The sequence below is a fragment of the Rhizobium sp. PP-CC-3G-465 genome, from assembly GCF_004343445.1.
Classification (GTDB): Bacteria; Pseudomonadota; Alphaproteobacteria; order Rhizobiales; family Rhizobiaceae; genus Ferranicluibacter; species Ferranicluibacter rubi.
The window spans coordinates 62,797-86,193 of the sequence record NZ_SLYH01000002.1 but is presented as its reverse complement, the minus strand read 5'-3'; the positions used below and the strand labels follow the sequence as shown (position 1 = coordinate 86,193).

Below are 23,397 nucleotides of genomic sequence, written 5' to 3'. Positions count from 1 at the left end.
ACCAACCGGACAGATCAAGTGCTCAAGATTACCAGCCTTCGTCTCGGTTTCGGCGGTCCCGATCCCGTGATCGCCGAGACGGACTGTCATCTCGAAGAGAGCCAGCGGCTCCTGATCTGTGGCGAGGCCGGCAGTGGTAAGACGACGTTTCTTGCCGCTGCTGCCGGCCTCATTCCGCGCCTCCTACCGATCCCCGACCATGCGGGCGACGTCACCCTGATGGGCCGCCCGATCGCGACTTTCGACAAGACCGAGCTCTTTTCCACCATAGCCTTCGTCTCTCAGAACATCGACGATCAGCTCTGGGACCTCTGCGTGGAGGATGTCATTGCCTTTCCCCTCGAAAACCGGGGCGTCGAGAAACAGGTGATCCGCGAGCGGTTGCGCACACTGATCGCGGCCTTCGGGATCGAAGCCCTATGCGGGCGCCGGGTGCTGACGCTGTCCGGCGGCGAGCGGCGCATGGTGGCGATCGCCGCGGCCCTTGCGGCAAGCCCCTTGATCCTAGTAATGGACGAGCCCACAACCGGCCTCGACCCGGCGGCCCGGGCGCGGCTTGCAGCACTTCTGCAAACGGTGGCGAGTTCCGTCTCGGCCCTCCTGGTTGCCGAGCAGGATCCGCTGGCACTCCTGTCGGTGATCGACCGGATTGCGCTCCTGTCCGATCGCCACCTTTCGCAGCCCGTTCCCCCTGCCAACATCGTGCCGCTCGATAACCCCTGGCGCAACGCGGGCCTGTTGCCGCCGCTACGGCAACGCTCCGAGCGTCCACCCGCTATCCTCGGGCGGCCTCTGCTGGAGGTACGCGGCCTCACCACGCGGCTGGCACGTCCTGACGGCCAGCCGGTTCTCAAGGGGGTGGATGTCGAGATCCGCGCCAGCGAGGTTCTGGCCCTGATCGGGCGCAACGGCGCGGGCAAGACGACGCTCTTCAAGGCAATCCTCGGCCTTGAGAAGATCGCATCCGGTGCGCTCGTCCTCGACAGGGAGGCCGCCAACTCGTGGACGGTCGCCGCCAGGGCGCGCAAGATTGCCTATATACCGCAGAACATGCGGCACATCCTGTTCAACATGACGGTGACCGGCGAGGTGATCTTCGCCATCACCGCCGCAAGCGCCACCTCGACGGATCCCAACATTCTCGCGCGGGCCGCAGCGGCGCTCGATCGTTACGGCCTGTCGGGCTTTGCCGAGGCCAACCCGTTCGTTCTGTCGGCCCGCCAGCAGGCGCTGCTCGGCCTCGCCTGCGCGGATGCGGCCGGCGCGCTGATCACCATCGTCGACGAACCCCTGCTGGCCCGCGACCTCAAGGGGCGGCGCATGCTCGATCTCTTCATTGCCACCCTGCAGGAAAGTGGTCGATCCGTCATGCTGATCTCGCACGATCTCGAACTGGTGGACGATGTGGCGACCCGCATGATGATCCTCGACGACGGCGCGATCGCGTTTGATGGCACGCTCAACGAAGGCTGGGAGAGCGCAACCTTCCGCCAGCTCGGTTGGCCGCCGCCCTATCGCCAGATGGCCGGAGAGATCGGATGAACCGGCTGCACGAGATCAATTTCTTCATCAAGCTGGCCTTTGCCTTTTCGGTGATGCTGGTCGCCTGGCTGGTGCCTGGCTGGCGCTTTGGCCTGCCGTTTGCCGTTCTCACCGTCGCCTTCCTGTGGCTTGCCGGCGTGCCTGGCCTGCGCGGCTACATCAAGGGCGCGCTGCTGCTGTCGGGCATGGTCGTTGTCAGTTGGTTGGTGAACCTGTGGCTGCAGGGCGCAACGACAGCTGAAGCCCTGCCGATTGCCGCCGGCATGGCTGCGCGCCTCGTGACGACCACGGCCGCCTTCTTCTTCGTCATGGAAACCAGCACGCCCGGCTCGATCCTTGCAGCGTCAAGCGCTGCGCGGCTGCCGCCGGTCGTTACGCTTGTCCTGTCGCTGACCTTCGGCATCATCCCCATGCTGCGCGACGATTTCGAGCGCATCGCCGATGCCCAGCGCGCACGCGGCATGGAGATCGACGACGTGAGCCTGCCGACGAAACTGCGGTTTGCGCTTGCGCGCGGCATTCCGCTTCTCGTCCAGGCCATTCGCATGGCGCACGCCATTTCCTTTTCTCTTTCCATTTACGGGTTCGACCTCAAACAAAAGCGAACCACATGGCGCATTGTCGGCCCGATGGTCGAGCCTCGCATGAACATGAAGGACAAAGCCGATGACAACTGACCCCGCAGACGCAAAAACGGACCCGGCAACCGGACAAAGCTGGCGGGTGGACGTCGCCGGCTGGCCCATCGATCTGCCAATCGTGGCGATCAAGCCGGACTTTGCCATTTCGCTGATGATGGTGATCGATCTCGGTGTCAAATTCGGCGAGCATATCGGACAGGCACTGGCGGCCAAACTCAAGCCGCTCGAGCCCGACATCATCGTCGGCGCGGCGACGCTCGGGATTCCGGTTGCCATCGACGTCACCCGTGCCCTCGGCCTCGACGCCTATGTCATTCTGCAGAAATCGCCGAAACTCCATCTCGCAAACGCGCTGGAACAGCGGATTTCATCGATCACCTCCAAGGGCGAGCAGCGCCTTCTCCTCGACCGTGCGGCGGTTCCGCTGTTGAAGGGCAAGCGCGTCGTCGTCGTCGACGACGTCGTCGCATCCGGCTCCAGCATGAAAGGCTCGCTGGATCTCGTGCGCAAGGCAGGCGCCGAGGTGGTCGGCATTGGCGTTATTCTGACGGAGGCGACCGACTGGAAGCAGATACTGGGTGCCGACGAACCCCTCGTCCGTAGCCTTGCACACATTCCCCAGTTTTCACCCGGCCACGACGGCAACTGGGAACCGATTGCCGGCACCTGACGTCTGGGGGCTGTGATCCGTGGTAAGAGCCAATAAAAAGCGCTGGTCCCAGCACTAAAAGGTGCGCCGTGATGTGCTGCTGCGGGGATGACTTTGACGTTTTTTCTCAAACCTCACCACCGTAGCCAAAGCCGTCCCATCAAGCCGCCGATTGCTGCGCACAGCACGATGCCGAGCGTGTACCAAAGGGCAACGAAGGCCAAGCCGTTCTCGATGCAGCCCCAGCTGTAGACCCACGCCCCAAGCGCGCCGGCGGTCATGCCTGCAATGGTTCCACCTAAGGTCGGCGATGTCGGGGCGCTTTTGCGCAGGAACCAGAATACCGCGGCCATCATTGGTGCTCCTGTCGCAAGGATGATCAGTGGGCAGAACCAGGCGGAGATGCCCATGACGAGCCTCCGGCTTTCTTCTGGAGAGGATGACTGGCGTATCTGCACCACTGCCATGACGACCAGAAGCGCGTAGACAATCGAGAGGGGAACGGCTGCTCCGATTGGCCGTCCGCCGGGGCGCGCGACAGCCATCAGGGTGCTGAGCCCGATGATGGCGAGCAGCAGCGGATAGGCGGATTTTATCCAGAAGGCGGGTAGGGACAAGGCGGCGCTAAGATCCGGGCGCAGCCCGTGGCCGAGAAGGATCAGCGCTGCCGAGAGCAGCATGCCCGGCATCAGCGCTCCGACGAGAAGCCTCCCGAGCGCATCCTTGCGCACCGGCCGGAGATCCCGCACGAGATCGTCGATCAGCTCATTCACCTTTGCCATGATCGCCTCTCAATCTTGCTGCCAGTGCCTTGATACCTCTGTGGATGCTGACCTTGACCGTCGCCTCCGACCGTCCCGAATGCAGGGCGGCCTCGGCGATGGACCGACCGTCGAGCCGTACCTGCCGGATCGCCTCCGCCTGCCACGCGGGAAGGACGGCCAGCAGCCTTTGAATGTCTATCTGTGCGGCCACCGCATCCTCGCGGTAGCCGTCCGGGATGGCTTCCACAGCATCCAGCCCGACGTGACCACGTCCACCCGTCCTGCGGTGATGATCCACTAGCTTGTGCCGGGCGATGGTAAAAAACCATGCCGTGAAAGGTCGCTCCCGATCATACGTTATCCGCCGCTGGTGCAGCGCGAGCAGCGTCTCCTGCACTAGGTCGTCCACATCCGTTTTGTCCGCCCGGGCAAGGCGTCGCCCGTAGTAGTGTTCCAGCAGGTGCCGGAGCACATCAAGTAGGCACCGATAGGCCTTCTCGTCCCCATCAAGGGACAAGAGCATCAGCACCTTCAGCTCGGACTCGGTTACATCTGTCATGTCTCTGGGAGGCTCATACGGTGCAGTGCAGAAACGGTTACAGTGCATCTTGAAAAAAGCGAGCGAATTCCCGGTACGATCACATCGGCGTGATGCCTGTAACCGGATCAGCGTCTGGTCCGAATGAGTTTCCCGTGACCGTCGACGCAGTCCGCGTCCTGCACATCACCAGGAGATCCATCATGACCTATCGCCTCATGACCGCCACCGCCGCTATCATTCTGGGCCTCACCCTCTCGTTCGGTGCGACACAGGCCCAGACCAGCACGGACGCCATGAAGAAGCCGGACGCGATGAAGACCGAGGCCATGAAGCCTGATGCCATGAAACACGACGCCATGAAAGGCACCAAGGCCGACTGCACCAACAAGGCCGACATGGAAAAGGACAGCATGAAGAAAGCCGACATGATGAAGGGCTGCGACGCCATGTAAGTACTCTCGCTGCAGTGATCTTCGTCGTTTCCCGGTTCGTAGAACGTTCTGCAAGAGCCGGGGAACGACGTTTCCGGATCAGCCTTCGGACACGCAAGGTAGGTCTTGGTCACTGTCACGATATCACCGACCTCGGAGGGAACGTCATGTTCGGCTCATCTTCCACGACATCCGGTCAGCAAACGCTGATCCGCCGTCACAGCCTGACCGTGCGGCTGTCGCACTGGCTGAACGTGCTTGCAATGACAGTCCTTCTCGCTAGCGGATTGCAGATCTTCAATGCGCATCCGAGCCTATACTGGGGTCAGTATGGCGCCGATGACGATCCGTCTGTCCTGTCTCTGCAAGCCTTCGAGAACGATGGCGGTTTGAAGGGCGTCACGCGCGTCGGCCCTCTCTCGCTCGACACCACGGGCGTGCTCGGTGTGTCCGAGGTCGATGGCGAACCCACGGCGCGTGGCTTCCCAGCCTGGATCACGCTTCCCAGCTATCAGGATCTCGCCACGGGGCGTCGCTGGCACTTCTTTTTCGCCTGGGCCTTCGTCATCAACGGTCTTGTTTATCTCGCCTATGGCTTTGTATCGCGGCATTTCCGGCGCGATCTCGTGCCGACGAAAGCCGAGCTGACGCTCGCCCATCTCGGCCATGAGATCGCCGACCATTCCCGGCTGCGGTTTCCCAAGGGTGAGGAGGCGCGCCACTACAACGCCCTCCAGAAGATAACGTATCTCGTCGTCATCTTCCTAATGCTTCCGGGCATGATCCTGACCGGCCTCACCATGTCGCCGGGCTTCAACGCGTTCGCGCCCTTCCTGCTCGATCTCTTCGGTGGTCGGCAGTCCGCCCGCACGCTCCACTTCATCTTCGCGACATCGCTCGTTGCCTTCGTCGTCGTTCATATCGCCATGGTGCTGGCATCCGGCGTCTTCAACAACATGCGCTCCATGATCACGGGCCGCTACGCGATCCGTACGGAACCATCCCTCAAGGCATCAAAGACCGCGCCATGAACAATTTTCTCACCCGCCGCCGGTTTCTCATCGGCTCCACGTTGACCGCCTCGACGCTCGGTCTCGCCGGCTGCGACGCGCTGGTCGAAAACGGTAATGTCCAATCTGTGATCAAGATGGCGGAAAGCCTGACCATGCGGACGCAGCGGTTTTTGATTGGCGACACGGCGCTGGCACGTGAGTTCGGCGTGATCGAGATCTCGCCGACGTTTCGTGCCAACGGAACCTCCATGCCGGACGGCGCAGGATACCAGTCGCTTCTCGCAAGCCACTTCGCGCAGTGGCAACTGCACGTCGGAGGGCTCGTCGAGCGCCCGGCAAGCATCTCGCTCGCCGCATTGAAGGCGATGCCGGCGCGCACGCAGATCACCCGGCACGACTGCGTCGAAGGTTGGAGTGCGATCGGCCAGTGGACGGGTGTGCCTCTTGGTGACGTGCTGCGCGCCGCAGGCCTGAAGAAGGACGCTCGCTACATCGCATTCCACTGTGCCGACGAATACGAAAAGACCCTCGACGGCAGCGGCTGGTATTATGAGAGCATCGACCTCGTCGATGCCTTCCACCCCCAGACCATCCTTGCCTATGCCATGAACGGCCGCGACCTGGAGGTGCCGCACGGCGCACCTTTGCGGCTAAGGGTCGAGCGGCAGCTCGGCTATAAGCAGGCGAAATATGTCATGCGCATCGAGGCCGTTGCCGATCTCAAGAACCTCTATGGCGGCAATGGCGGCTTCTGGGAGGATCGCGGCTACGAATGGTACGCCGGGATCTGAGGTTCTGCAGGCGGTCGAAACCGACCAGCCTTGCGAAACCGGCGAATAACACCCCGCATTCGCCGGACGTGACGACAGGGGATAAACAAGGAATGACACATGTCCTATCTCTCAAAAACCAGCATCGCGGCGCTGACGGGTGTCTTGATGGGCGCAACGCTCAGCACAGCCGTTCAGGCGGCCGACCAGATCCAGGTGCGCGGCGTCGTGGAAAGCCTCGAAGGCAATATGCTGTCGGTAAAAACCCGCGAGGGTACCGATGCGAAGATCATGCTGACCGACGGTTGGAAGGTCTCCAGCGTCGCCAAGGCCTCCATCGACGACATCAAGACCGGCGACTTTGTCGGCATTGCATCGTTGCCGACGGCCGAAGGCGGCGATGGTGCGCTCGAAGTGCTGATTTTCCCCGCAGCCATGAAGGGCACGGGCGAAGGGAGCTATGCCTGGGACCTGAAGCCGAACAGCTCGATGACGAACGCGACCGTTGCCAACGCCGTCAAATCCGTCGATGGCCAGACAGTGACGGTGACCTACAAGGGCAAGGAAAAGAAGATATCCATCCTCGCGGGCACGCCGGTCGTGACATTCGCACGGGCTGTTGAAGCAGATCTGAAAAGCGGCGCCACGGTATTCGTGCCGTCCGAGAAGGCCGCCGACGGCTCGATCTCAAGCAGCCGCGTCGTGGTTGGCACCAACGGCGTTCAGCCGCCGATGTAAGGCGTAAGCATATCTCGCCGCGAGCTTCATTTGCTTGCGGCGGGGTAACCAAGTTCGGTAGTCTAAGTGATACCCGCAAAATCTATGTCAGAGGCTCGTTGAATGGGAACGAGACGACGTTAAACGCTTAACAAAAACAGTTTGCGGGGACGAGGTTCGACTCTTTTGGAGGTGCACGTGTCTTGCCGTCCATCCAATCGGAAAAATAGTAGCTGAAGACATACCGCGCCATCGCGCTGACTCCGGATGCTATCGGCCGCGCCGTCCGCTTCGCAATTGAAAAGCCCGACGATGCTGACGTCAACGAGACCGTCGTGCATACGACCATGGTGGATTTCTGACCAGTCACCCAGAAACCAGCCGGTGAAGGAGGCTGTCGAAGGCGTTCTGAGACGGAGATAGCGGTTTTACCGAGCCAATGTTGCAGAACATATTTTGCCCCATCCTTCTTTCCAAGAGAGCGAGCTCTATCTCGTCGTATCGCACGATAACGCATTGGATGCATCCGGCAGCACCTCCCGGAGACAGATCATATAAGCGCAAACGAACAGAAGGCATGTGATGACAGCCAATGACCAGATGCTCCAGAACCATGTAGTCATCGTCACCGGTGCCAGCTCCGGGATCGGTATCTCCGTTGCCGAGGCGATGGCGGAGGCCGGTGCAGCCATGATCGTCAACTACCGCTCTCATCAGCAGCCCGCCGAAGAGCTGGTTACCAGGATCAAAAGCAAAGGTGGGAAGGCTCTTGCCCTGAAGGCTGACGTCTCGCAGGAAGACGACGTCGCCAAGCTCTTCGATGAGACCGTCGAAGCGTTTGGACGCGTCGATGTGCTCGTTTCCAACTCCGGTGTCCAAAAGGATGCGGCTATTGCCGATCTTTCGCTCAAAGACTGGAATACCGTTATCGACGTCAACCTGACTGGCCAGTTCCTCTGCGCCCGCGAGGCCGTGCGTCGCTTCAGATCGCAACCCAGGGAGGGCCGGCCCGCGCGCAGTGCCGGGAGCATTATCGCCATGAGTTCCGTGCACGAGATTATCCCTTGGGCCGGGCACGTCAATTATGCTTCGGCCAAAGGCGGCGTGCGAATGCTGACGCGATCTCTCGCTCAGGAAGTGGCCGCCGAGGGCATCCGGGTCAATGCGATTGCGCCGGGCGCCATCCGCACACCGATCAATAAGGATGCCTGGGAGACCGACGAGGCCCTGACCAAGCTTCTCCGGCTGATCCCCTATGGTCGCATCGGCGAGCCGGAAGACGTCTCCCGCGCCGCTGTCTGGCTCGCCTCTGACGAGGCTGACTATGTGACAGGCACGACGCTCTTCGTCGATGGCGGCATGTCGCTCTATCCGGAGTTCCGTGACAATGGTTAAGCCAGACCGCGCCATCAGTGAGCATGGGATTGTCGGAGACATGGAGACGGCGGCGCTGGTCGCGCAAGACGGAACGCTCGACTACCTCTGCTGGCCGGCACTCGACAGTCCTACCGTCTTTGCGGAGCTCCTCGATGAAAAGAGGGGTGGTGCATTCTCGATTGCGCCGCAACTTGTCGAACCGCGCCGTCTTCAACTATATGTGCCTGAGACGAACGTTCTGATCACTCGCTGGATGGCGGATGGCGGGAGCGCGGAGGTCTTGGACCTCATGCCGCATCCGGATGCCCGGGTTCACCCTGGAAATACTGCCCGCTGCATCCTTCGCCGGATCTCGGTGACTCGGGGAACAATCTTGTTCAAAATCCGCTGCGCACCCTGTTTCGACTATGCCCGCGAGATCCCGAACATTTCCACCATCGATGGTGGGGTAAAGTTTACGGGCAAAGACTTGACGATGCATCTCTTCGCATCGATCCCCTTGACTGCGAACGATGGCGCAGCCGAGGCGACGTTCGAGCTTTCGGTTGGTAAAACGGCTTGGTTTACGCTTGGTGGCGAAGATCTCACCATTCCCGACGACGCGATGCTTTCCGCCGAGATTGTTGAAACGACGGCTGCCTGGCGAAGCTGGGCTGGAAAAGCGACCTACCGGGGCCGCTGGCGCGAGCAGGTGCTGCGCTCGGCCCTTGCCTTGAAGCTTTTGAGCTCGCGCCAGCACGGCTCGATTGCTGCGGCCGCGACATTCTCGCTTCCCGAAGCGATCGGTGGCGGTCGAAACTGGGACTATCGCGCGACGTGGATCCGCGATGCCTCGTTCACGGTGTATGCCTTCATGCGGCTCGGCTTTCTAGAGGAGGCGCAGCATTTCGGCCGATGGGCGGGCCAGCGCGTCATGGCGTCGGATGCCGACCATCCGCTGCGTATCATGTACGCGATCGACGGATCGGAGGCAAAGGACGAGGAGGAATTACCGCATCTTTCCGGCTATGCCGGCAGCCGGCCCGTCCGTATTGGGAATGGTGCGAGTGTTCAAACTCAGCTGGATATCTTCGGCGAACTGATGGACAGCGTCTATCTCTCCAACAAATATGGCGAGGCCATCAGCCATAATGGCTGGGAACACGTTCGAAACCTCGTTGAGTATGTCATCGAGCACTGGCAGAAGCCCGATGCCGGGATCTGGGAGATGCGGTCGGAACCGCGCCACTTCCTGCATTCACGCCTCATGTGCTGGGTGGCGCTCGACCGCGCGATCCGGCTTGCGAAAAAACGCTCCCTGCCGGCACCGATCGTGCGCTGGGCGGAGTGCCGCGACGCCATCAATGCTGATGTGTGGGAGAACTTTCGTCATCCCGAGGACGGCTATTTCGTACAGGAGCGCGGTGGGAAGGAGCTCGACGCAGCCCTTCTCATGATGCCGCTCGTGCGCTTCGTCTCGTCTACCGATCCGGTCTGGCTAAAAACGCTTGACGCCATCGGTGAGCAGCTCAGCGACGATGGTCTCGTCTATCGCTATCGCGTCACGGACGGCCTTGAGGGCGACGAGGGTGCTTTCACCACCTGTACGTTCTGGTATGCCGAGTGCCTCGCCCGTGCCGGACGTCTTGACGCGGCTCAGCTAACGCTGGCCAAGGGCATGCGCTATTCCAATACACTTGGCCTCTTTGCCGAAGAGCAAGATGTCCGAGGCAGGCAACTCGGCAACTTTCCGCAGGCGCTGACGCACCTTGCATTCATCAGCGCTGCCTTCTTCACAGATCGTCGCCTAGATCCGTCGCATCGCCCGAATTGGCAACCCTGATGGAGTTTATGCCATTGTCGTCGCGTTCAAAACAAATTTCGGTCACCACCTTTCAACGCGCCTGAGACATGACGCTGGAAATATCGGGCAAATAAGCAATAACCCTTTCATCAGTTTGCCGGCGGTGGCACGCTGACAATTATCCGGTCTTTTAGGATGAACCGTGGTTGTCCGAGCTATACCGCGTCCTCGGGCACGAACCTCAAGCCTGTATTTCCATTACCAGACCCATAGTCACAGGCAACCGTCCCCGACCAAGCAACTTCAAAGGGAACGCGTTGATCATAACAGTTCGTCAGTTCAAACCCCATCAAGGCGAAAAGGAATTGGACGATCGAAACTGACATCTGCGGCTGGTCGGGGAGCGTGTGCAGTGGGCCCGAGTATTTCGACAACATCGTCAATTCTGGCATTCATCGCCCAGCACGTCGCAGGGCCGGGATTATCGTGTCGGGCAAACTCGATGGCGATGTCTCTCCGCGGCGTTGATATGCCGAATGGTGTAGACACGATCAGACCTGCCGATGTGCTGTCCGCAACATAAAAAAATATGTTTGCACGAAAACAAGCACGCGGACCTCCTAAGCTCGCTCAACCCACCAAGGAAGAGCGAACATGCATCATGCCAATCAAAGCACGTCAATCCGGCCGATCCTCGTGTTTCTTCCACGGCCATCGGGAGAGTTCGTCGTCTCGAGACTGATCGCGACCGGCCGTGCCGCGGCATGTGTTTCCACGATGCAGGAGCTTTCCGAAGCGCTTGAGACACGCGTTTGGGCGCTGGCGATAACCGCCCGCCCGGACATTGATGCGGTCCTCGGCTTGCGGGCACTGCCGGTCGTGAACATCGAGATTTTCTTTCACCAGACAGTCGACGAGGATGGACGGGAGACGAGCCGGAAGGTCTTTGACGGACAGGCATTTCTGGAGAGGGTGCGACTTCTCACGGAGCAGCGCCCGGTGCGACCGCCGGCCTCCGCAGATCGAGCAAAGCCCTGCCGCACCACGATGCCGAGACAGACGAACCATGGGTGGATTGGCAGATTGAGGCACCTCGTCAGCAAAAGGCCTGCGGCATCCTCGCGATGATCGCCGATGCCGGCTCGTTCGGTAACGTCATTCAGGGCGGCTCCGAACATTTCGCAACGTCAAAGGACAACACGCAACGTTGGCATCGCTCATAAAGGGCCGGCAACGAGCCCATCAGACAGGCGCTCGTCTCTTTGATGAACAAAACGAGGTATCCCGATGAACATCAGAATTCTGGCTTTGACGATCCTGTCATCTGCGACGGCACTGCCGGCTCTCTCCGCCGACATGAACGTCCTCGAGGACGCGCCCCAGCCTGTTCAACAGGTGTCGAGCACCTACGACTGGTCCGGCTTCTATCTCGGTGGCCAAGGCGGCTACGCCTGGATGACGGGCGATGTCCGTGGCATCGAGCGCGAGCTCGACGGCGGGGCGGCGGGCGCGCATGCCGGCTACAACCTTCAATCCGGAAGCATCGTCTACGGCATCGAAAACGACGTCAACTACAACTTCGACAGCAAGGGTTCCGCAAAGACAGAGTGGGACGCATCGGGCCGGGCGCGTGTTGGTTATGCGCTGGATCGTACGCTGATCTTCGCCACCGCGGGTGTTGCTGCGGCCGGGGCAGTGGTTGAACGTCCTGCCGCAGGAAAGAAAGACGAAATCCTGATCGGATGGACGGCTGGGGGTGGCATCGAGCATGCCGTTACCGACAACATCCTCGTGCGTGGCGAATATCGATATACGGATTTCGGCGAGAAGGACTTTGGAGACTCGGTCGGTAAATTCGGCGCTACCCAGAACAAGGTGATTCTCGGAGCAAGCTTCAAGTTCTGAAGGCATGGATGAGCGGGACCCATTGCGAAGGAAGCGGGGTTCCGCTGAACCACGAACGAACCGGCGCGGTCGGACGTTCTCAGCGTTCAAGAGCCGTGAGTTTCACCTCGAAGCTCTCGATCGATCCAAACCCTCAAGCAGCGAGGGCGGGATGCACGGCAAAGACCATCAAGATGCAGGTGCGCTGGCCCCAGCCATCGGGACGTTCGTCGTGCTCCTGACGCATCTGGCCCTAGCTGCCGCCTGCGTGCTGCTGACATTCTAACGCGGGGGCATCGTCTTGCCGCAATGCGATACGAGGAACAACAGACATGGAAATCACTCTGCAATCGAACGAATACCGCCGCCATGATGCGAAGGCCTCCCGGAATCTCACCTGGAATCTTGTGATGGGAGGGGCCGGACTGTCACTGCTGACGACCATGGCCGTTCTTGCCAAAGGTCCCGTGAAGGAAGACCGGCCCCAACGGATACCTGCCAATTATGTGTCGCTCTTTAGTCCGAGATCAGAAGGCTTGCCGGCCTCGTCTCCGGTCGTTTTCCAGGCTGAGTCCGCTCGGACCTATCGCGTCGTTCCAACACCAAAGCCGCCCGTCCTTGCCTCGGCCAAGGCTGCGCCTGCGCCCCTTGCAATGCCGGTTCGACGGTCAGCAAGCCCTGATGGCGATTTCAGCGCGTGCGATGCCTCTTGTCGGCAACCCATGTCGAGGAGAGACGCAACACACGCTGCGCCAGCCGTATCCACGTCTGAGATATCCCTCGACAATCCGGGCTTTGACGATACGACTCGCCGCCCCGGACCGCTCGCGATGGCCGCGTCAGCGTTCGGCAAGGTGGCAGGCGCGCCGCTGACAGTCCTTGCATTCGGTCGGGATGCCATTGGCCGGGTCGCCGGCGTTACGGAATAGGTCGCCGGATCGTTGCGCAGACACTTTCATGCCGGGGGAGTAAGGTACTTGAAACAGGATGTTCACCTCTGGATGCTTCCGCCCGGAAACGAGCCGTGCGTCACGCTTCTGATCGCGGACCACGGGATGGCATCGGCCACCAAGGCGGTCCTTGGATTGGGCGGTATCTGGACGAAACCGATGCAGCAGATCTCGCAAGCCACCCTTTCCGCAAGCTCGGTCTCCCGGGACGTGATCGTCACGACCCGATCGACGTTCATCGCAATGAATGAAGCCTGCCGAGCGCGATCCGTTGTCGTCGATACCTACCTCTTCGAGGATCCGGATTATGCTGTATACCGTCATCGAACGCGAATGAACGGCACGCGTCTTCTTGAAGACGTTCTGGCGCGCCACCGGCATCTGCGCCGAAACGCGATGTCAGGTCTGCCGCATCTCCCATCTCGGCTGTTTCATCGTTGCGGACATGTTCATGAGGGTGCAGGAGAAGATCTTGGCGATTGCTGCAACATCGATACGAACCCAGGTCCTGACGCTGGCCATCATGCTGATCGTTCTGGTGTCCATAACGGCGACCCTGACGGAGCCGCTCCTTTATGGCCGTCAGTCCAATGACATCAGGACGGGAATATTTCTTGGGAAAGCTTTGGCCGTAACGCAGCAGTATGAAGCCAGTGACACTTCCGACGCGCGCAAGGACGTTCTGGCGCGTGTCGCCGGGGACGGACTGAGCGTTCAGATGGTCTCTCTTCCTCCAGCGGATAATGGCGATTCCAAGCTGCAGTATGTGATCCGCAGCGAGGCCGACATCGTTGCCGCTGCGCATCGCCTTAATCGCTTCGATCCCTTGGGAATGATCATGGGCTTGAACAGCGCATTTTCGACAGAGAAGGACATCGTGTTCGCCGTCTCGGAAACGTCGGCTCTTTCTTTCCGGTATAAGTCCCCTTCGGGAAGCCGCTGGACGCTCGCTCCGTTTGCCAGCGGCATTCTGAAGATCGTCATTCCTCTTGGGATCATGGCATATGTCAGCTCGATGCTGATCATGAAACCCTTAGAGAGAATCGCCGCCGCAGCGAAGCGCCAGACCATTCGGGACGAAACAACGACGGAGCCGTTCGCTGTCGAAGGTCCTGCCGAGATACGAAGCCTTGCCGAGTCCCTGAACGCCATGCGGGAGCGGATCCAGCGCATGGCAATCGACCGCACGCAGATCCTGCGCTCCGTCAGCCACGACCTTCGCACCCCACTGACGCGACTGCGCATGCGGGCTGAGAGATGCGAGCAGGTGCTATTAAAGGAACGGATGCTGCGCGACATCGATCTTTTGGCGTCGATGCTCAATGAGACCCTGCAGTTCTTAAACAACAAGCCGGAAATTGCCGTCAAGGTCGACCTCTCTAGCCTTTTGGAAACGATCGTCTCGGATTTTGCAGACACGGGCATTGTCGTCCACTTCGAAGCCCCGCCAAGGCTCGTGGCCATCTGCAAGCCCCAGGGAATGACGCGCGCCATCAGCAACCTGATCGACAATGCTTCGCGCTATGCTACCCGCATCGACCTCCGTTTAGAAGAAGGCGGTCGTGATGGTGCAAGGATACTGGTCATCGACAACGGGCCGGGTATACCCGACACGCTGAAGGCACATGTTCTTGAGCCGATGTTCAAGGCCGATCCGGCTCGACAGTCGCCGCTGGGGAAAGCAGCGGGCTTCGGCCTTGGTCTTACAATCGCCAAAGGCATCGTCGAGGTCGGGCACAACGGTCGCCTGACACTCAGAGACACTATACCCACGGGGCTTACCGTCGATATTGAGTTTGCCAGCCTGGCTGACACGCCTCTGACGGGGGGCGTATGATGTCGGGACGACTTGAGGAGATGGGCATGGCGATGAGAGCACACGAGGTCCTGCGGTTGAACGCGTCTTCTACAAGCGCGCGGTTGCTGATCGTGGAAGACGACCGAGATATCGCAGAAATGCTGGTCGAACTCGCGCAGATGAACGGATATTCCGCCGTTTCGGCCGGCTCGGGCCGGGAGATGGATCGATTGCTGGACAAACAGCCTTTCGACCTGATCCTTCTCGACGCAATGTTGCCAGGCGAAGACGGGTTCAGCATCTGCCGGCGACTGAGGGCAGCGAGCGATATGCCGATCCTGATGCTGACCGCGCTGGGCGACGACATCGACAGGGTCGTCGGGCTGGAGCTCGGGGCCGACGATTACGTCACCAAGCCTTTCAATTCCCGCGAACTCGTCGCGCGGATCAAAGCGCTGCTCCGACGTTCGGCTTCGACTGCAACTCCAAGGCCTGCCGCCAACAACGCGCCACTTTCCTTCGCAGGATGGACGCTCGATCCAGCTGCTCGCTCCCTCGTCGATCCGGAAAATGTCCAGATCTCCATGACCACGGCCGAGTTCGAAATTCTACTCGCTTTTTGTCGCAATCCGAACCAGGTGCTGACGCGCGAGCAGCTGCTCGCCATGACGCATGCGGGAAGTGCAGGGCCGGTCGAGCGAAGCGTCGATGCTCATATCAGCCGAGTTCGCCAGAAGATCGAGCTTCATCCAAAAGACCCGACCTTCATCAAGACGGTCAGGCTTGGTGGATACATGTTCACCCCTAAGGTCACCACGCACTGACATTCGGCGACATTAAAACACATCGACCACCGACGAAGTTCATGTCTGAAAGGAGGCATAGATAAAACGCAAGTTCGCGCCTAGAAAGGGGTATCGATGGTTCGAATCCGATAAAGGCGCACGGAATATCCATCCCCTTGGATCATCCGGTTACGCCGCGGGTAGTTCGATTCCAATCTTATTGGCGATGGCCGTATAGATTTCGACATCTGCATCCGGCGCCCTGACGGAGACGATCAGCGCATATCTTGCCGATCGGTCCCACCTTTGAAGCCCTGGCTTTTCCTTCCACCAGCCGCTGACTGGAAAGATACCGATCGCGTCGCGGTCGGCCAGTGCTGCGGCACTGCCGCGCCAAATATCTGAGTGAACCGAACCACGATCCCTGGTCTGACCCAGCACCCAGTCATCACCACCCGCCGCCGCGCCGAGGATGCCGCCCTCTTCGGCGTCCGCCGCCCTGTTGATGCGCTGCCTGAACTGAGGAAGACTCTCAAGCGACCGCTTCACCGCGAAGCGCAGGGCATGCGACGCATAGCGATGACGTCTGGTCCAACCTCGTTCCCCCGGGTTGGGTTCGACGAAATAGGACAGCGTGATACGCAACTCGACATCCAGTGCTCCAAGCGCGAGGAGTTCGTCCTTGGGCCAAGGCAGCGCATGTAGGTTCATGTCGCGCGTTTTGATTCCGCTCTTACCCTTCTTGAACGGCAGCAAAGCATCCTCCACCATCAAGGTCGCATCGTCGTTGGCGCTCATCAGCGCCCGACCGAGAGCAGGAACACCCCAGCCGTACCGGCGGAGCATCGCCATCTTCTGTGTCTGCGTGCCTGCGGCGTCAAACCGGGCGCGCATGGCGGGCGTCCATTCTGCCGAGTGAACGGCAAGTCCGCGCACGGTCTCAGGCCAAAGTCCAGGCCGGCCCACCATTATCCCGGCGCACAGGTTGGACGCGAGCGCCGCTGCAGCGCTCGTCGCACCGAAGGATTCGAACATCCGCATATGCGGCCGGTAGTGCGTGGTCAGCATCTGGAGGTCGTCGATCGCTGACGCTGCATTCACCCCGTCATGGGCATAGTTGCCGCCCTCAAAGACCACGTCAGGCCGGATTGGCCATTGCCGGTCCCAGATACCGGACGTGCGACTTGCGGGAGAGAGATCGCCGGCGGGCGCGACCGCCGCCCAGCCCGCGTAATCGGGATGATTGATGGTGATTCTGTCGGTGTAGGCGCCCGCGACCAAAGCGTTCCACGCCTGGGCCGGGCTTTCGGCCTCTGCCAGATCATTGGCATCGAGATATGTTCCGGCGTCGATCTCGTCGCGCAGATTGCCGGCTGCAAGAACCATCAGGCGCCTGCGATCGCCTTGACCGTAGCAGATCTGATCGACCGCTGCCGACCATGAGGAGGGTCGGCCTCGTCCTAGCCCGACATCGCTTGTCACGGCCATGCAAAAGACACGCGGTCGCCCCGGCGCGAGTTCTTCGGCCTTTGTAATACCGCTCGCTGTTATCGCCCCATACAGGAGAGGATCGTTTTCTCCAGCCGGCGGCAGCACCTTGACGCTCTCCAGTCCGTGTCCGAGGTGGATCTTTTCTCCGGTCGATAGTGCTGCTTCGAGGTCCCCGTAAAGCGCAACGCCCGCCATTGAGGTGCCGTGGCCGTTCCAATAGCTTGTATCTGCTGTACCCCAGGCATCAACGGCCGTGTACATATCGTCAGCCGCAAGCGCCGGCTCGATCAACGGATGTTCTCGCGTCGTTCCGCTGTCGAGAATGCAGATCGCGGGATCCAGGGCGTTTGGTGGCTCGACCCTGCCTGCCAGATCGCCGACCCAATCGACCTGCTCGGCTGCAGGCATTTCCAAAAACAGTGTTGGCGTGTCCTTTGCCAGCCTGAGCTCGGCGATTGCATCGCTGTTGTCGATCAGGTTGGTGACTGCCGCCACATCGCCGAGCGCAAGCACGACCACGCGTTCCGGAAATCTGATGGTGTGATCCTTGACGGTGATGTTAAGGCGCTGCGCCACATGACGGAACTGGATGAGCCGTTCGTCGCGGATCCAGACCTCCCACCAGACAATTTGTCCAGCGTCGGGGAAGGTAGCCGGATCGTCTGTGAACAGCGATTTCGCGGCCGCAATGCGAACGTCCTCGATCCGCGCCACCAGGCGTTCGTTCTTCGGTCTTCCACTTTTCGGGCTCTCTTGCGTGCGGTAGGCTTCCACCCGGTTTCCGTAAAACTCCGCCGAGTTCTCTGGTACAAAGACCGTTGCCGAAATCATCCCGTCCGCGTCAGGTTGCGGGCGAACCGCTACAAGCTCGATATTGCCGGGCTTGTTTTCCAATGCGTCGACAAAACCGCGGTCTCCGGCGTCCAGATTGAACTCAAGGTAAAAGCCCTTTTCTCCTTCGGCGATCTCCGGGTTGCGTTGCGCCAGCTTGTCACGCGCTGCGGCAACCGCGGTGTCGAGCGACTGTTTGAGTTTCTGAGCGTGGGCGGCTCGAGCGCGAACAGGAGGCAGCCCATCGCGCGGCGTGCGAGGCGAGGTATAGGCTTCGGCCTCGCCGCCGCCTTCGAGATGGAAATGGGGACGATTGCGGGGAGGACGCGCCATGATACTCGCTGTTTCACGCTTTAGCTGGTGGATGCCTTCCGCTCGGCCAGCGTGGAGAGCAGCGTTGCGGTGGTGATATCGTTGCGATCGGAAAGGACGGCGGTCTTTGCGGCTTCGTCTGCGGCACGAGCGACCTCAGCCTGACTAAGTCCGTGGCCGGCGTCCTGGATCTGTGCCCAATCCACCGTCTTCAGGTCGAATGTCGCGAGATGGTTTTCGATAATGCCGCGCGCGACCGAAGCATCGGGCGGAGCGTAGTTGATGACGTCGTCGAAACGTCTGAATATGGCCTTGTCCAGAAGCTCCGGGTGGTTCGTTGCGGCAATGATCAAGCTCGGGCCGTTGTCGTTCTCGATGAACTGCAGAAAAGAATTGAGCACGCGGCGGATTTCGCCGACGTCGTTTGGTCCCGATCGCTGCGAGCCGATCGCGTCGAATTCGTCGAAGAAATAAACGCCACGCTGAACGGCCATGGCGTCAAACACAAGACGCAGCCGGCTTGCGGTTTCGCCCATCATCTTTCCGATCAGGCCATCATAAAGCACGGTGAATATCGGAAGCTTCAGTTCGCCGGCAAGCGCTGCCGCTGTCATCGTCTTGCCCGAACCCGGGGGCCCAACCAGGAGAAGCTTACGTCTTGGCGATAGCCCGCGTGATTTCAGCCTTTCCTGTTGCCGTTGCTCGGTCAGGACGCGTGCGAGACGTTCCTTGAGCTCACCGGACAACACCATGTCGGCCAGGCGGGTATCGGAGAAGCGGGCATTGAGGAGGTTGGTCAGTTCACCCCTTGGCTGGGCAATTGCGACCGGTCCGGAACCACGGCGTCCAACATTCTGACCCTTGCCCTTGGCGGCATCGATCAGCTCCGTCAGTTCCTGCGCGAGTTTGCCATGTCCCTGGCGGGCTTCATGGGCGGCAAGCTGCGTCGCGACGGAGATGAAACGTGCGTCATCCCCGTCGATATGGCTCCGCAGCAGGGCAACGATATGTTGTGCCGTCGTCATCAGTTTTGCAATCTTCATCCGTTCGGCCGTCATGTCCGCAAAACGCACGTTAGCGTCAAAGCCGGCCGGTGTATCGTTCGTGTGGCTTACAGGCTTCAAAGATCTGACATGTCCACAAGGTTTACACGTCAGGATTTAGGTGCTGCGATGGTCATGTGAACATAGCGCGAACCAGTTAACGTTTTCCAGTAGAAACGATGCTTGAGCCCGATGATACTGCGTATACTAATACCTGTGTGGCAGGCGGTCCTCTTATTGGGCGTCATCATTGGGCATGGCGTTCGACAACGCCGAGCGCTTTTCAAAGACTTTACGCCTCGGGGTCCCCGCAGACTCCGCTTCCAAGCAATGGACTACACGTACCTACGGCTGGCACAGGAACCGGGGCCGAGTTTCCTAAATGTTTGCTATTTCAGCGATGAAAGTGAAGGGTAGCGGTTCGGAACCATTCAAGACCTTCGTGCGACATGTCAGCTTTGTGCATTGCGGTCATGGCGGTTGCAGAAATCGGTCGGGAGCCTTTTTCTGCTGCGTTATACACCCACAATTCGTGAAAAATTCAACGCCTGAGATGTGCCGTAAAACATAGGACTGTTGCGATGAGTCTGTGGATAGTATCAGGTGCCGTGTAAGTCGGCCTCCCGCAGTATAAGCAAGCATCGCGCTTTGCAAATTCGCCCGTTTGCCATCAACGGCGCTTGCGTCTCTTCCGCGGCCGCGCTACCGCGCGGTAGCTCGGCACGATAGCATTTATCCAGCACCAAGCTTTGCGAACGCCACCAAGACAGAGTTCGAACATGCAAACAACCACATTTCTCGATATTCCGCCTGAGTTTGGCCTGCAGATGATAAAGGCCCAGGCCATGGAACGGTCGTTGCCCTTCGATGAGCCGCCCGATGGGGTGACCCTACATTTGCCACTGGGTCAAATTCACGCTTGTGGTGAAAATGGCGGCCTGCGACTGACCTTGAACGCGAGCGACGACGTGAAGTTGCACCTTCTCCAAGAAGTGGTCGATCACCGTCTCGACGAAGCGGCTGTCGCTCTCGACCGCCGATGGTCGCTGACCAATCCAGGCTTGGTTCCGCCCAATTTGACCTTTGCGACGGTGGCTTCGTGCGAGCACGTCTATCCGTCCTATTATCGCGTGCGTCTTTCCGGAGCTTCCCTTGAACGTTTTTCTCGTGATGGCCTGCATTTCCGGCTGTTGTTCCCGCCAGAGAGCCATATCGGTCAATGGCCCTTCGTTTCGGGAAGCGGGCGCGTGGAATGGCCCGGCGGCATCAGTCAATGGCACCGGCCGGTCTATACGACTCGCAGCGTCGATCCGGAGAACGGCACCCTCGACTTTGATGTTTTTGCGCATGAGGGTGGGCGCGTGACCGATTGGTGCAAGACGTTGCAGCCAGGAATGGACGTGGCCATCATGGGGCCGGGAGGAGAGTGGCTGCCAGACGCGGCATGGATTGCCTTGTTCGGCGATGAGACGGCACTGCCGGCAATCGCCCGGATACTGGAAAGCCTTCCCACGGAGACCAGTGGGGTCGCCACTATCCTCGTATCAGACGCGCATGATAAGCAGCACCTCAAGACGCCAAGCGGCATGGCCGTTCGCTGGCTGGTACGCGGCGACGGCATATCGCTGCTTGACGAATTGAAACAGCTTGAAATTCCGGATGATAATCGCTTCGTCTGGATTGCAAGCGAGCGATCGGAGGTCAATCAGGCTCGTGATATGTTGGCCGATCGCGGCCTCCAAAAGTCAGAGATGCGCGCCGCATCCTACTGGTCTCGTCAACAGTCTTGAGAAGACAGTCCCATGTGGTGTATTTTTGCAATGCGTGCGTGTGGTTTTTTCAGTCCCTAATAAGTTGATTGATTCACTCACCTTTATTCTCTAATTTTCCTTTCGCTAGGGTTTAATGGTGCGAGGGGATAATGACGTTGAATAAGACATTGCAGCCGCTCCGTGGCTGCTTAGCAATCGCGACTGTTACAGCGGTAGTATTGATCGGGCCGGGCACTCGTATCTCGATGGCCCAGGACGCGACGCCGAACGACGAAGACGCCGTGACGACCTTGGCGCCAATCATCGTCACTGGCGAAAAATTCGGCCGTGATCAGTTCACCACCTTCACGAGCGTGGAGGTTTTCACGGGCGGAGAACTTCACGATCTCGTTCGACCCACACTCAATGATGCGCTGAACAGCTCACCCAACATCCGTGCCTTCATGGGTGGCACAGGGAATTCCGACATTGTCATCCGCGGTTTGAGCTCCGAGGGGGTAACGGCTCCGAGCCGCTCGAACCCGGTTATTTCGGTGGTCGTGGACGGCGCAGAACAGGGTGTCGAGGCGACCCGGCGCGGGACGCGAGGCATCTGGGACGTCGAGCAGGTCGAGGTATTGCGTGGTCCGCAATCGACGCTTCAGGGACGCAACGCGCTTGCAGGGTCCGTCATCATCAAGACGAAAGATCCGACGTATACCCCCGAAGCCAGTGTTGAAGGCCTGATCGGAACCGAGGACTACAAATCCGGTGCCTTTGCCGTTTCGGCGCCGATCGTCGATGACGAGCTGGCATTTCGTCTCTCCGGGCAAATCTTCCGCAAGGAAAACGATATCGACTATGTCGATCCGTCGATTTCGGACGTGGGCAAAGAGGAGTTCGAGGAAATTCGTGGCAAGCTGCTCTGGGAGCCAGCGGAAATACCGGGCCTCCGGGCGCTGTTTACCGTCAGCCGCACGCATGACAAACCGGCATGGGGTGCGGTGGACGGTCCCGATTTTTTCGCCAGACGATTTGATGATACGACGGCAGAACGACGCGATACTTATGTCAACCGCTACATCGCCGATCTGACATATGAGTTCAACGAGGACTGGAAGATTCAGTCGATCACGTCGTTCGTAGACACTGATGTGGACATCAATTCTCCTCAGACGTCGACGCTTCAACCGTTCCAGTTCATCCGTGGCGACACACGCGAGGGCGGAGATTTTTCCCAGGATACCCGTCTCACTTACGGATCGGAGGACTCGCAATTTTCGGGCGTCTTCGGTCTATTCGCGGGCCGTTCCACCTTCGATCTCGACTCGAACATCCAGATCGTCGCAGATCCATTCACCCCGATCATCGTGCCGTTCCAGCTGCTACAGGCGAAGAACAAGAGCGAGACAATCGCTTTGTACGCAGACACCCGCTACGAGTTTGTCGATCGCTGGACGCTGCTGGCCGGCGGTCGGCTGGTCCATGACAAGGTCTCGGCCAACTACACGGGCAGCCTGCTGGACGCTTCCACCTTCGGATATGTTCCACTTACAGAGAACAACTCCGTTTCCAACACCGAGTTCTTGCCGAAGATCGGCCTGGCGTTCGAACTTACCGAAAACCAGAACCTCGCAGCCACGATCAGCAAGGGTTATCGCCCAGGCTATTCGGAGCTGATTATCGGCACCACCGACATCAACAAAGTCGACCCGGAATCTCTCTGGGCCTATGAACTTGCCTATCGTTCCAAGTGGCTGGAGGACCGTCTGCAGGTGAACGGAAACGTCTTCTACTACGATTATACGAACCAGCAGGTTCCAATCGAGTTCGATCCTCGCTTCCCAGCCCAGACGATCAGTCTCAATGCAGCCGAATCGCATTCTTACGGCGCCGAACTGGAAGTTCGCTACGGCTTCGACAATGGCCTGGAGCTCTTTAGCGGGTTGGGCCTTATGAAATCGGAGTTCGACAAGGGCGACTTCAAGGGTAATGAGTTTCCCGAAGCACCATCGGTTACCGCCTCCTTCGGTGGCGTCTACAAACATGAAAGCGGTTTCTTCGGAGGCGGCGACGTGTCCTTCACAGACGGCTTCTACAGCAAGGGGGACGTGAATAATGTCCGTTCTCTGGATTCGTTTACTGTCGTAAACGTCAATGCCGGCTACGAAAAAGACAACTTCAAGATCACTGCCTTTGCCAAGAATTTGTTCGATGAAGAATATCTGACCTCGATTTCTACCGATGGAACGAGCGCCACTGTCGGCGACGGGCGCTCCTTCGGCGTACGCGTCAACGCGACTTTCTGATTGTCTGACAAGCGT

General features: G+C 59.6%; 21 protein-coding genes and 1 pseudogene. 16 read left to right on the top strand and 6 right to left on the bottom strand.

From position 1 onward, the window contains the following. Positions 1-18 precede the first annotated feature (18 nt). From C8J33_RS12805 to C8J33_RS12795, 3 genes are read left to right on the top strand one after another with little or no spacing between them, the layout of a single operon-like run. Positions 19-1,542, top strand: coding sequence for an ATP-binding cassette domain-containing protein (locus C8J33_RS12805; protein ID WP_110808036.1), 1,524 nt, complete (start codon positions 19-21; stop codon positions 1,540-1,542). Next, positions 1,539-2,219, top strand: a complete 681-nt coding sequence (locus tag C8J33_RS12800) for an energy-coupling factor transporter transmembrane component T family protein (RefSeq protein ID WP_110802747.1) — start codon at positions 1,539-1,541, stop codon at positions 2,217-2,219. The genes C8J33_RS12805 and C8J33_RS12800 overlap by 4 nt, the downstream gene beginning before the upstream one ends. Next, positions 2,209-2,853, top strand: coding sequence for a phosphoribosyltransferase family protein (locus tag C8J33_RS12795; protein WP_110802748.1), 645 nt, complete (start codon positions 2,209-2,211; stop codon positions 2,851-2,853). The genes C8J33_RS12800 and C8J33_RS12795 overlap by 11 nt, the downstream gene beginning before the upstream one ends. Positions 2,854-2,966: 113 nt before the next feature. On the opposite strand, the gene C8J33_RS12790 is transcribed toward C8J33_RS12795, so the two are convergent. Continuing rightward, positions 2,967-3,614: a DUF1109 domain-containing protein gene (locus tag C8J33_RS12790; protein WP_132664591.1), complete on the bottom strand. Its 648-nt coding sequence runs from the start codon at positions 3,612-3,614 to the stop codon at positions 2,967-2,969. Beyond that, complete coding sequence (locus tag C8J33_RS12785; RefSeq protein ID WP_110802750.1) at positions 3,598-4,155, bottom strand: sigma-70 family RNA polymerase sigma factor; 558 nt, start codon at positions 4,153-4,155, stop codon at positions 3,598-3,600. The genes C8J33_RS12790 and C8J33_RS12785 overlap by 17 nt, the downstream gene beginning before the upstream one ends. A 182-nt stretch (positions 4,156-4,337) precedes the next feature. On the opposite strand from C8J33_RS12785, the gene C8J33_RS12780 reads away from it, so the two are divergent. From C8J33_RS12780 to C8J33_RS12750, 7 genes and pseudogenes are all read left to right on the top strand, one after another. Next, positions 4,338-4,589: a pentapeptide MXKDX repeat protein gene (locus C8J33_RS12780; protein ID WP_110729561.1), complete on the top strand. Its 252-nt coding sequence runs from the start codon at positions 4,338-4,340 to the stop codon at positions 4,587-4,589. Between the two features lie 146 nt (positions 4,590-4,735). Next, positions 4,736-5,599 carry a cytochrome b/b6 domain-containing protein gene (locus C8J33_RS12775; protein ID WP_110802751.1) on the top strand — a complete coding sequence of 288 codons (864 nt, stop codon included), beginning with the start codon at positions 4,736-4,738 and terminating at the stop codon, positions 5,597-5,599. Next, positions 5,596-6,372 (top strand): molybdopterin-binding protein, encoded by a 777-nt coding sequence (locus tag C8J33_RS12770; RefSeq protein ID WP_132664590.1) that lies wholly within the window; start codon positions 5,596-5,598, stop codon positions 6,370-6,372. The genes C8J33_RS12775 and C8J33_RS12770 overlap by 4 nt, the downstream gene beginning before the upstream one ends. Before the next feature lie 99 nt (positions 6,373-6,471). Then, positions 6,472-7,089, top strand: coding sequence for a hypothetical protein (locus tag C8J33_RS12765; RefSeq protein ID WP_132664589.1), 618 nt, complete (start codon positions 6,472-6,474; stop codon positions 7,087-7,089). A gap of 212 nt (positions 7,090-7,301) precedes the next feature. Then, positions 7,302-7,430: pseudogene (locus C8J33_RS27520) on the top strand (oxidoreductase); the annotation flags it as partial. A 220-nt stretch (positions 7,431-7,650) separates the two neighbouring features. Then, complete coding sequence (locus C8J33_RS12755; RefSeq protein ID WP_245420212.1) at positions 7,651-8,463, top strand: SDR family oxidoreductase; 813 nt, start codon at positions 7,651-7,653, stop codon at positions 8,461-8,463. Continuing rightward, complete coding sequence (locus tag C8J33_RS12750; protein ID WP_110802754.1) at positions 8,456-10,267, top strand: glycoside hydrolase family 15 protein; 1,812 nt, start codon at positions 8,456-8,458, stop codon at positions 10,265-10,267. The genes C8J33_RS12755 and C8J33_RS12750 overlap by 8 nt, the downstream gene beginning before the upstream one ends. Before the next feature lie 300 nt (positions 10,268-10,567). On the opposite strand, the gene C8J33_RS27915 is transcribed toward C8J33_RS12750, so the two are convergent. Then, positions 10,568-10,777 carry a siderophore-interacting protein gene (locus tag C8J33_RS27915; RefSeq protein WP_165929804.1) on the bottom strand — a complete coding sequence of 70 codons (210 nt, stop codon included), beginning with the start codon at positions 10,775-10,777 and terminating at the stop codon, positions 10,568-10,570. A gap of 521 nt (positions 10,778-11,298) precedes the next feature. Between C8J33_RS27915 and C8J33_RS27050 the strand changes: the two genes are divergently transcribed. Then, positions 11,299-11,451 carry a hypothetical protein gene (locus C8J33_RS27050; protein ID WP_165910809.1) on the top strand — a complete coding sequence of 51 codons (153 nt, stop codon included), beginning with the start codon at positions 11,299-11,301 and terminating at the stop codon, positions 11,449-11,451. Between the two features lie 64 nt (positions 11,452-11,515). Continuing rightward, a complete protein-coding gene (locus C8J33_RS12740) occupies positions 11,516-12,133 on the top strand; it encodes an outer membrane protein (RefSeq protein WP_110808028.1) in 618 nt (205 codons plus the stop codon). An 818-nt stretch (positions 12,134-12,951) separates the two neighbouring features. On the opposite strand, the gene C8J33_RS12735 is transcribed toward C8J33_RS12740, so the two are convergent. Beyond that, complete coding sequence (locus C8J33_RS12735) at positions 12,952-13,437, bottom strand: hypothetical protein (RefSeq protein ID WP_132664588.1); 486 nt, start codon at positions 13,435-13,437, stop codon at positions 12,952-12,954. Between C8J33_RS12735 and C8J33_RS12730 the strand changes: the two genes are divergently transcribed. Further along, positions 13,415-14,899: a sensor histidine kinase gene (locus C8J33_RS12730; protein WP_132664587.1), complete on the top strand. Its 1,485-nt coding sequence runs from the start codon at positions 13,415-13,417 to the stop codon at positions 14,897-14,899. The two genes, C8J33_RS12735 and C8J33_RS12730, sit on opposite strands and share 23 nt — an antisense overlap. 26 nt (positions 14,900-14,925) lie before the next feature. Beyond that, a complete protein-coding gene (locus tag C8J33_RS12725; protein WP_110802760.1) occupies positions 14,926-15,684 on the top strand; it encodes a response regulator in 759 nt (252 codons plus the stop codon). 150 nt (positions 15,685-15,834) lie between these two features. On the opposite strand, the gene C8J33_RS12720 is transcribed toward C8J33_RS12725, so the two are convergent. Both C8J33_RS12720 and C8J33_RS12715 read right to left on the bottom strand, forming a co-directional pair. Continuing rightward, entirely contained in the window at positions 15,835-18,300 is a 2,466-nt protein-coding gene (locus C8J33_RS12720) for a S8 family peptidase (protein ID WP_132664586.1), read from the bottom strand. Between the two features lie 20 nt (positions 18,301-18,320). Beyond that, positions 18,321-19,304 carry an ATP-binding protein gene (locus C8J33_RS12715; protein WP_110802819.1) on the bottom strand — a complete coding sequence of 328 codons (984 nt, stop codon included), beginning with the start codon at positions 19,302-19,304 and terminating at the stop codon, positions 18,321-18,323. 797 nt (positions 19,305-20,101) lie between these two features. Between C8J33_RS12715 and C8J33_RS12710 the strand changes: the two genes are divergently transcribed. Further along, positions 20,102-21,112, top strand: a complete 1,011-nt coding sequence (locus C8J33_RS12710; RefSeq protein ID WP_132664585.1) for a siderophore-interacting protein — start codon at positions 20,102-20,104, stop codon at positions 21,110-21,112. Positions 21,113-21,243: 131 nt separating this feature from the next. Next, the gene (locus C8J33_RS12705; protein WP_132664584.1) at positions 21,244-23,382 is read left to right on the top strand and encodes a TonB-dependent receptor; all 2,139 of its coding nucleotides are present in this window, start codon (positions 21,244-21,246) and stop codon (positions 23,380-23,382) included. Positions 23,383-23,397 lie beyond the last annotated feature (15 nt).